The 9,015-nt window shown below is 63.2% G+C and carries 9 protein-coding genes and 1 pseudogene; 7 read left to right on the forward strand and 3 right to left on the reverse strand.

The features are described from left to right. From COGEMETH_RS11035 to COGEMETH_RS11060, 6 genes are all read left to right on the forward strand, one after another. On the forward strand, window positions 1-217 hold a 217-nt coding region (locus COGEMETH_RS11035; protein ID WP_238182614.1), incomplete at its 5' end, for a M20/M25/M40 family metallo-hydrolase. 260 nt (window positions 218-477) lie between these two features. Continuing rightward, window positions 478-870: a hypothetical protein gene (locus COGEMETH_RS11040; RefSeq protein WP_373875347.1), complete on the forward strand. Its 393-nt coding sequence runs from the start codon at window positions 478-480 to the stop codon at window positions 868-870. Between the two features lie 189 nt (window positions 871-1,059). Next, the gene (locus COGEMETH_RS11045) at window positions 1,060-1,638 is read left to right on the forward strand and encodes a peroxidase-related enzyme (RefSeq protein ID WP_238182616.1); all 579 of its coding nucleotides are present in this window, start codon (window positions 1,060-1,062) and stop codon (window positions 1,636-1,638) included. A gap of 185 nt (window positions 1,639-1,823) precedes the next feature. Then, window positions 1,824-3,104, forward strand: coding sequence for a sulfite dehydrogenase (soxC, locus tag COGEMETH_RS11050; RefSeq protein ID WP_238182617.1), 1,281 nt, complete (start codon window positions 1,824-1,826; stop codon window positions 3,102-3,104). Further along, window positions 3,085-3,642: a c-type cytochrome gene (locus COGEMETH_RS11055; RefSeq protein WP_238182618.1), complete on the forward strand. Its 558-nt coding sequence runs from the start codon at window positions 3,085-3,087 to the stop codon at window positions 3,640-3,642. Before soxC ends, COGEMETH_RS11055 begins: the two co-directional genes overlap by 20 nt. Window positions 3,643-3,906: 264 nt before the next feature. Continuing rightward, window positions 3,907-4,956: a ketopantoate reductase family protein gene (locus COGEMETH_RS11060; RefSeq protein ID WP_238182622.1), complete on the forward strand. Its 1,050-nt coding sequence runs from the start codon at window positions 3,907-3,909 to the stop codon at window positions 4,954-4,956. Between the two features lie 213 nt (window positions 4,957-5,169). Here COGEMETH_RS11060 and COGEMETH_RS11065 read toward each other — a convergent pair whose 3' ends face one another. Genes COGEMETH_RS11065 through COGEMETH_RS11075 form a run of 3 tightly spaced genes read right to left on the reverse strand, consistent with a single transcriptional unit; the run spans window position 5,170 to window position 7,250 of the window. Then, window positions 5,170-6,186, reverse strand: a complete 1,017-nt coding sequence (locus tag COGEMETH_RS11065; protein WP_238182619.1) for a pilus assembly protein TadG-related protein — start codon at window positions 6,184-6,186, stop codon at window positions 5,170-5,172. Between the two features lie 27 nt (window positions 6,187-6,213). Continuing rightward, complete coding sequence (locus COGEMETH_RS11070) at window positions 6,214-6,750, reverse strand: TadE/TadG family type IV pilus assembly protein (RefSeq protein WP_283214982.1); 537 nt, start codon at window positions 6,748-6,750, stop codon at window positions 6,214-6,216. Continuing rightward, the gene (locus COGEMETH_RS11075) at window positions 6,750-7,250 is read right to left on the reverse strand and encodes a TadE/TadG family type IV pilus assembly protein (RefSeq protein WP_283214983.1); all 501 of its coding nucleotides are present in this window, start codon (window positions 7,248-7,250) and stop codon (window positions 6,750-6,752) included. Before COGEMETH_RS11075 ends, COGEMETH_RS11070 begins: the two co-directional genes overlap by 1 nt. A 662-nt stretch (window positions 7,251-7,912) precedes the next feature. Here COGEMETH_RS11075 and COGEMETH_RS11080 point away from each other — a divergent pair. Further along, window positions 7,913-8,325 (forward strand): annotated as a pseudogene (locus COGEMETH_RS11080) (winged helix-turn-helix domain-containing protein); the annotation flags it as partial. Between the last annotated feature and the right edge of the window lie 690 nt (window positions 8,326-9,015).

The following is a 9,015-nucleotide window of genomic DNA, read 5'->3' on the forward strand; positions in this document are numbered from 1 at the left end:
GATCTACGCCGAGGTCGGCCGAAAGCTCACCCTGGAAGGCAGCGGCGGCGCCGCGGATTCGAGCCTGGCCGCAGCCGCGGGCACGCCGACGCTCGACGGCCTCGGCATCGTCGGCGGCGGCATCCATACGCCGGAGGAATACGCCGAGGTCGAGAGCGTCGTCCCGCGCCTCTACCTGTTGACGCGTCTGCTCATGGAGATCGGCCGCGGGCCATGAGCGAGGTGCATAACCGGACGCGGTGTCGAAGACCGTGGCCAGCCTGACGCGTCGGACGCTTGCGCGGATAGGTCTCTAGGAAGACCCGCTCCTGCTCGGGGCGCATCCCGCGCGCGGCGGTTGGCAGGATCGTCCCACCGAATTCTCCGTCTTGCCAAGCTTGTGATACCGTCGACGATATGACGAACCCCCAGCCGCGTTCAGGGACACACGCGATGCGAGACCGACGACCGAAGGCATGGCCGCTCACCTTGCTCGCGATCTCCGCCGTCCTTTACGCGGCGAACGATGGTGTGGCGGTCGCCCAGTCGGTCGCGGCGCCTCAGGCCGGCACCGCCTCGGCGACGCCGGACAACGCGACGCTGCTGACGGTCTTTCTGCGACACGACCAGTCGCGCCCGCTCGCCGAGCTGAATGCCCAGCTCGCCAGGCAGGGTTTCTACAAGGCGTTCCCGCCGCCCGGCATCGAGGTGGTGTCCTGGAATGTCGTCATGGGCATCGGCCAGATCATCGTGCTCCGGCTTCCGGCCACGCGGCTGCGCGAGGTCAATCGCGTGCTCGAGGACACGGCATGGGGCGCGTACCGGACGGAGTTCTATCCCGCCTACGACTACAAGGCGGTCGGTCTGTCCGAGCACGAGAAGGCGCAATAGGGCTGCTCGCCCCACCAATGGATCATGCGCTGGCACGTCTCCCGACTGTACGGTCGGCCCGCACCCGCGTAGGGCTGCGGATGGCGGCGGCCCCCGGCTGGAACCGCGAAATACGCCTTTCCCGTGAGGCGTTGTCGTGATCCGCTGATCCCGTCGGCTCAGGAGAGCCGCGATGCGAGCGAAGAGCCCATGGATCGAAACCTCGAGCCGCCGATCAGCCGGTTCCCCGTGCCGGACCTGGACGCCATGCCGGACGATCTGCGCCAGCGTTTGCTCGCGGTGCAGGAAAAGTCCGGCTTCATCCCGAACGTCTTCCTGGTGTTGGCACACCGTCCGGACGAGTTCCGCGCTTTCATGGCCTATCACGACGCGCTGATGGACAAACCCGGCAACCTGACCAAGGTCGATCGGGAGATGATCGTCGTCGCGACGAGCAACCTGAACCAGTGCCAGTACTGCGTCGTGGCTCACGGAGCGATCCTTCGCATTCGTGCGAAGAACGCACTCATCGCCGATCAGGTCGCCATCAACTATCGAAAGGCCGACATCACGGAACGCCAGAAATCCATGATCGATTTTGCTGTGAAGGTCGCTTTCGAGGCCCACACGGTAAACGACCAGGACTTCGCCACCCTGGCGCAGCACGGTTTCGATCAGGAGGATGCCTGGGATATCGCCGCGATCGCCGCGTTTTTCGGGATGTCGAACCGTCTCGCCAACGTCACGAACATGCGGCCGAACGACGAGTTCTACGGGATGGGTCGCTGAGAGCCGGACGCGGCGATGGCGGGAGCGTCCCGTCTCGGGGACCGCCGCTTGCGCGCCCACCCGAAGGCCGCCAGACTTCGAACCGAGATGACCGAACGCCTAAGCTCCCGAACGACGCAGGTGGGTTCAGACCCGATGCATCGGACTGGAGCCGAGAGGGCGCCGAGGTCGGAGGAAGCAGGGCGATGAGCAAGGGGCGGCGGGACGGCGGCGGTCTCGAATCGCCGCAGCGTAGGCATCTCCTCGGCCGGGGTGCGGCGTTGGTCGGTGGCGCCGTCGTGTCTGGCACCGTCGCGGCGCAGGAGGCCGGCTCAGAACCGAACGGGCCGCCGAACATCCCCGACTGGATGAAGGTGCCGGGCGCCGACGTCGGCAGCGAGCCCTATGGCACGCCCTCGCCCTTCGAGAAGCAGGTCGTCCGGAACATCCCGAAGGGCCTGCCGCAATACATCTCTGCGTCCAGCCGCACACCGCTGCAGGAGCTCGATGGAATCATCACGCCCAACGGGCTGTTCTACGAGCGACACCACGGCGGCATCCCGGAGATCGATCCCGGCCAGCACCGGCTGATGGTCCACGGCCTCGTCGAGACGCCGCTGATCCTGACCATGGCGGACATCCGGCGCTTCCCGTCGGAATCGCGGATCCACTTCATCGAATGCTCCGGCAACCCGGGTTTCGAGGCGATGAGCGGCCGCACGGCGTCGGATCTCGTCGGCCTCGTGAGCTGTGCCGAGTGGACCGGCGTGCCTCTGAAGACGGTGCTGGCCGAGGCCGGCCTCAGGCCCGAGGCGAAGTGGGTCGTTGCCGAGGGCGCCGATGCCGCCGCGCTCACGCGCAGCATCCCGATCGACAAGTGCCTCGACGACGCGATGCTGGTCTACAGCCAGAACGGTGAACGGCTCCGTCCGCAGCAGGGCTATCCGTTGAGAGTCCTCTTGCCCGGCTTCGAGGGCAACATGAACGTGAAATGGCTGCGTCGCCTCAACGTGACGGCCGAGCCGGCCCATTCGCGCGAGGAGACCTCCAAATACACGGACTCGATGCCGGACGGCACGGCGCGCCAGTTCACCTTCTACATGGAGGCGAAGTCGATCATCACGCGCCCTTCGGGCACGCAAAGGATCGACAGGGGCTACAACGAGATCACCGGCATCGCCTGGAGTGGACACGGGCGCATCACGCAGGTCGAGGTCTCCGTCAACGACGGTCGGACCTGGACCGTTGCGCAATTGCAGGCTCCAGTCCTGACGCGCGCCCTGACCCGCTTCCGGCTGCCCTGGACCTGGGACGGCACCCCGACGGCCATCCTCAGCCGCGCCACCGACGAGACCGGTTACGTGCAGCCCGACTTCAAGGCGCTGACGCAGGTGCGTGGCATGAAGTCGTTCTACCACAACAACGCGATCATCCCCTGGCGGATCGCCGAGAGCGGAGCGGTCAGCAATGGCTTCGTCAAAGCTTAGGCCGTTCGTCCTCGCGGCCGGTCTCGCAGCAGCCGCGGCCGCAGCCAATGCCAGCCCGCGCTACGGGATCGGCCGGCCGGCGACCCAGCCGGAAATCGCGGCCTGGGACATCGACATCGATCGCGACGGCCGCAAGCTTCCAGCGGGACAGGGCAGCGTCGCGCAAGGCCAAATCCTCTTCGCGTCTCAATGCGCGAGCTGCCATGGGGCCAAGGGAGAAGGCGGAACCGGCGAGCGCCTCGTCGGCGGCCAGGGTAGTCTCGCCTCGGGCAAGCCGATCAAGACCGTGGGCAGCTTCTGGCCCTACGCGCCGACGCTGTTCGACTATATCCGCCGAGCCATGCCCCTGAACGCGCCGCAATCGCTCGACACCGACGCGGTCTACGCCGTCTCGGCCTACATCCTCCATTTGAACGGCCTCGTGCCGGGCGACGCCGTCATCGACGCGGCGTCCCTGGCCGCGGTCAGGATGCCGAACCGCGACGGTTTCGTATCCGACCCCCGGCCGGACGTTCCCGGCGAGGTCCGACCGCGCTGATGGTCGGCTGTCCTCCCCCGCCAGCGGCTGACGGATGAGCGGCTCGGTGCCGGATGCGGACGATCGCCTCGCGCCCAACGCGGGACATGGGCCGGCACCACCGCAAGCGACGCACCCCGTGAGGCTCGGTCCTATCGCAGCGAAATCAGGACCGGACGCCGCGCGGTGCCTTGCATATCGGTTCGGCGAATGTGTATAAAGAATGCAAGAAGGGTCGCTGAGTGGACCTCAATAAAACAGTCGTTCCGCCACGGGGAGCAAATAATGCCGCGTAGAATATTGATCCTCGGGGCGTCATACGGCTCCCTGTTGGCGACGAAGCTGTTGATGGCCGGTCACGACGTGACGTTGGTCTGCCGCAAGAAGACTGCGGATCTCATCAACCGCGAGGGCACGGAAGTCCGCATCAAGCTGCGCGACGAGTCCAGCCACCGTTCTTTCTTCTCCCGCGACCTGCCTGGAACCCTGGACGCGCGGCCGCCGGAAGACGTCGACGTCTCGCGATACGACCTGGTCGGCCTTGCGATGCAGGAGCCGCAATACACCAACCACACGATCCGCGTGCTGATGATCAAGATCGCCGCCGCGAAGCTGCCCTGCCTGTCGATCATGAACATGCCGCCGCTGCCGTATCTCAATCGGATTCAGGCGTTGGCGGACATGGACCTGCGGGATGCCTACACCAATGCCGGGGTGTGGGATCGTTTCGAGCCCGGATTGATGTCGCTGTGCTCGCCGGACCCGCAGGCGTTCCGCCCCGCCGACGAGGGCGCCAACGTCCTGCATGTCGGGCTGCCGACGAATTTCAAGGCGGCGACGTTCGCCGACGCGGGACATGACCGGTTGCTCCGGGAACTGGAGGCCGACATCGACGCCGTCCGGATCGACGGACAGGATGTTCCCGTGAAGCTCAAGGTGTTCGACTCGCTCTTCGTCCCCCTGGCGAAGTGGTCGATGCTGCTGACGGGGAACTACCGCTGCATCACCGCGCAGGAGCCGCGCTCGATCCGCGACGCGGTGCACGACGACCTGACGCTCTCCCGTGCGATCTATGACCACGTCGATGCGGTGGCCCGCCGGCTCGGCGCCGATCCGGGGGACCAGGTCCCGTTCGAGAAATACGCAAAGGCGGCCGAGAGCCTGCTGAAGCCCTCCTCGGCCGCCCGGGCTGTGGCGAGCGGGGCGCCGTTCATCGAGCGGGTCGACCTGCTGGTGAACCTGATCTCGCACCAACTCGGCATGCCCGACGCCGAGATCGAACGAACGGTCCGGACCGTGGATCGGAAACTCGACGAGCGCATCGTCCCCGGCTGACCCGTGATGATCGGCGCTCGTCGCCCCTCGGCCCGGGGCGAGCATTCCGCGACGCAGCCTGGTCTGCTTGATGTCCGAAACCGTCCGGGGGGTCGATTGCGGCGGGCGGCCTCACGGCGATGCCGTCGCGCCGCTGCCCGGAACCAGATCCACCATCCGCCCGCTACACAGCCGACCCGACCCAGCCGGACCTGGGGCTGAATATGAAAAATGTCATTTTACCAAGACGACATTTGACCTGTTTGATCCCGCTTTTCCTGAGCACGTTACAGTGAAAACGGCATCGTTGTAATCTTTGTCGTCGATAAGACCACCCATATCATTCCAGTAATACGTGATCGTCTTTCCAGGAGACTGAGAGCAATTGACCGTGGCGTAACTCGGCAATGCCGAGAAGCACGAACCGTTCTTGACCGCTCCGCCCGTATCGGAAGCAATCGCCTGCAGATTGCAGTTCTGCGAAACCCAGGAATAGGCTTGCGTGCTCGGAGGCATGAGATGCGAGTAGAACCAGTGGGTGGTGCCCTGAAAACCGAGGTAGCCGTTGAGCAGGTAGGGCGTGATACCGCCGGTGACGTTCTTCAGCGCAAAGCCTATCTTCTGTCCAGCCGTGACCAGAGTGGTGACTGTCTTTCCGCTGGTGCTGCTGGTGTTGCTGTACAGAAGAGTCAACGACGCAGTTGATGGGACACTGCCATCGCTCGGCACGGTATAGTAATAGATCGCATCCGCGTCGGCGGCATTGCTGGCGAAGCTGGACAATGTGAACGTGATCGAGAGGGTCGGGTTTTGTGCCGTGGCCGTCACCCTGACGGGAACCGCATTCACCCACATCTTCATGAGCGAACTCGTCATCGTCGCTTGTGCCGCCACGGTCACCGAGTAGAGCGTTGCGCCTCCGCTGCTGGTGACGTTCGCCGCGGTCGTGTAGGTCGGCGGGCTCGACGTGCTGCTCGTGGTGAGCTGAGTGGCCGCTCCGGCCATATAGCGGTTGGCGATCGCCGTCGCGGCCGCGCTCGCCGAGGCGGAGGTGAACGCGGTGGCCCCGGCAAGGGCAGCCGCATCCGCGGCCGCCTGTAGCTGTGCGCGCAGGTTGACGGCCCGCATCAGGTCGAGCCCTACGGCGGCAAACAGCATCATCGGTATCATCGCGACACCGAACCACAACGCGAACACGCCGCGACGATCACGCCAGTACCCGCTGGCCGACAGACGCAAAGCGTTGTTCATGGTGCGCCTCGGACGTCTGTCATGATGTCAGCTGCCGTAAGCCACGGCCGTGCCGTTGCGGGGGCGCGCGACTGCGGTTCCAGTGAGGGCGAAGCTCGATCCGAGCGGAAAGGAAATCGGCAGTGCGAGCGTGTATGTCGCGCAGATGACGATCGCGCTGTCGCCGTTCGCGACGACGACGGACTTCGCCAGGGTCGCAGCGGTCGCGATTCTCGCGACACTGCCGCAGGTCCCGTCGCTCCAGACAATGGTGGGAGCCGACGCCGCGCTGGAATAGCCGACGCTGGCGACGGCGGCCTTCAGCGTGGCGCTCGACAGCGGCTGCATGGAGAGCCTGCCCGCGATGCAGAAATCCGAGATCGTCGCGGCCGTGACGCTGTCCTGCTGGGACACGAGGTCGGCAATGTTGCGGGCTGCGGCGACGGTGAGCATCTTCGCGCGCGCGAGGAGGAACACTTGAACGCTGCCGAGCACAGCTGTGAGCATGACAGGCAAGATCAACGCGAACTCGAGAGCGCCTACGCCGCGACGATCGTGCCGGAAGCATCGTATGAGGCCACTCATCAGTAGCTCTCGTTCTGGAAGGCAAGCGTCGTCAGGATCAGGACGTTGCCACCGAAGCCGGCCGCCTTGAGCAGCGATGAGAAGAAGGCCGGCTTGGGATAGGCGACCTGCACAAGCATCGCCGCGCCGGAGCCGCCCACAGTGAAGCCGGTACTCGACAATGTGCCCGTACTCGACACGGTGACGACGCCGAGGCCCGAGAAGCTCGATCCTGTTTGAACGTTGTAGACGATGCCGGTGCACGGGATGATCGGCGCGACCTTGGCGCACACGGCCGCCTTGAAGCTCGCCTCGCTCGCTGCGCCGGTACGGATCAGGCGGCTCGCATCACGCGCGGCGTTGTCCAAGGCGCTCCCCATCATCAGGCAGAGCCCGACCTCGGTCCAAGCGCACAGGATCAGCAGAAACACGGGCGCAATCAGTGCAAACTCGATGGCGGTCGCACCGCCTCGATGAGGCAGGATCGCATGAGAGGTCGGCCGACGGGTGCGTAGCGGCATGGTCCTGATCGCGAGAGCGCCGGTTTATCGAAACCTTTCGGCTCAATCCGATGTCGCATTGTGGGGGTTGTTAAAATCCTAACATACAATCCATAGTTGTATTTTGGTCGGCTTTCTCGGAACTCTGACTGGCTCCCGGTACTCGCGCATCAACGAGACGGGCTGCGAATATAGTGAATGAATGTAATTAGTCGAATCCGTAATTTTATTTGGCAACGTATGATTTTATTAATTGAGCAATATACGAGTTATTCATAATACATTTGATGATAAAATGTAGATTACTATAATCTTATGCGCCGGACGACAGACCGTGCAGGGATAAGGAATGTCGAAAGCCGAAATTTCGATCGAAACAAATCGACTACATTTTCACTTTATACGAACTTACATCTGATACAAACAACATGTATACTGAAACCAGCGCACGAACTTGAAAATACCAGGATATTTATAAAAATTTCACACAATATTGCTTTGAAGCGCGCAATTTTTACGATCCTCTGTGCACGTCTGCGTCCCGCCAATGGTCTAATACCAGTCGGCGATGATGATGACCCACGAAGTTTCGAAGCGGTCGTTTATCTGGTTCGATGAGGCGAACCGGGAGGGTTTGCCGTATCCGCCTCCGTGCTGTTGCACGAGGATCTCACTGTCGACCATTGAAAGATCTGGCCGCCTGGATCTACGCCAGCTTCGGGTTGAGTCTGGACGGGAGCACGGTGGGTCGCACGCTCGAGCGGCTCGGCTTCGTCAAGCTGTCGGCACGCCCGCGCCATCATACGCAGGACCCCGCCGCGCTCCAGGCCTGCAAAAAGCCTTGCCCGCAGAGGTGACGTTGATCCGCGCACAGCTCCCGGCCGGCACGCCAATTGAACTCTGGTGGCAGGACGCCCTTCGACATGTTCAGGATGAGGCTGTCTGGCAGTTCTTGCGCGACAACTGGCTCGGCGACCGCATCTTCGCCTCCTATGACGACATCATTGAGCGGTGTCGCGACGCCTGGACCCGTCTCATCGCGCAGCCCTGGAAGATCATGTCCATCGGACTGCGCCATTGGACCTATCGGTTATGATCAATGCCGATTGGTATGAGCTAAGAGATGGGCTCGTAGTCTTACCAAGTGAACAACTCTTTGACGATCAGCGTTCAGGGTGTGTCGCGCTTTGAGGGGGATAGCTGGCAAGGTAGCGGGCACGCTCCCAGAGATCGATACCGTGACCGTTGGGGAGCGTGGCCGCTACGGCTTTCGCCTCAGCGTCGGTTTGTGCGTCGAGGATATCAGCCCGCCCTACGGTTCCATCATGCCTTACACGGAACACACGGTACGTACGCGGACCCGGCTGAGGCTCATCAATGCTGGTTGGCGACCCTGACACTCGCACCTTCGTCCGTCATAGGCGGGCAACCAAATGAGACCCGCATCCCGAGCTAGAGATTCCGTCACGAGCGGATTGAACTGGTTGAAAAGCCGCTGGCATAGGCATTATCGGCTTTGTGCCGACCAGATCGATTTTGCACAATCGATCTCAGAAAGCATCGAGGGAAAACACGTAGACACGCGTAGGCGCAAGGGAAGGAGCCGGCTTCGATTCGACCTTGGGTTTATCTCTGCGAGTGCGAGTGGGCCTCCCCGTAAGGACACCAGCAGGGCGGTGCCTCAAGCGTCCGCGGCGACGCCGAAGCCGTAGTTCCGGCAGCGCGGGTCGATGCAGCGCTCAATCCTGCTCAAGCGTCTAGCGTTGAGTGTCCGACGTCAGCACCT

The organism is Methylobacterium trifolii (genome assembly GCF_022179685.1).
GTDB lineage: Bacteria > Pseudomonadota > Alphaproteobacteria > Rhizobiales > Beijerinckiaceae > Methylobacterium > Methylobacterium trifolii.

Coding starts and splice junctions, on each gene's coding strand:
- COGEMETH_RS11045 (WP_238182616.1), top strand. CDS start 1,060: ATGGATCGAAACCTCGAGCCGCCGATCAGCCGGTTCCCCGTGCCGGAC.
- soxC (WP_238182617.1), top strand. CDS start 1,824: ATGAGCAAGGGGCGGCGGGACGGCGGCGGTCTCGAATCGCCGCAGCGT.
- COGEMETH_RS11055 (WP_238182618.1), top strand. CDS start 3,085: ATGGCTTCGTCAAAGCTTAGGCCGTTCGTCCTCGCGGCCGGTCTCGCA.
- COGEMETH_RS11060 (WP_238182622.1), top strand. CDS start 3,907: ATGCCGCGTAGAATATTGATCCTCGGGGCGTCATACGGCTCCCTGTTG.
- COGEMETH_RS11065 (WP_238182619.1), bottom strand. CDS start 6,186: ATGAACAACGCTTTGCGTCTGTCGGCCAGCGGGTACTGGCGTGATCGT.
- COGEMETH_RS11075 (WP_283214983.1), bottom strand. CDS start 7,250: ATGCCGCTACGCACCCGTCGGCCGACCTCTCATGCGATCCTGCCTCAT.
- COGEMETH_RS11070 (WP_283214982.1), bottom strand. CDS start 6,750: ATGAGTGGCCTCATACGATGCTTCCGGCACGATCGTCGCGGCGTAGGC.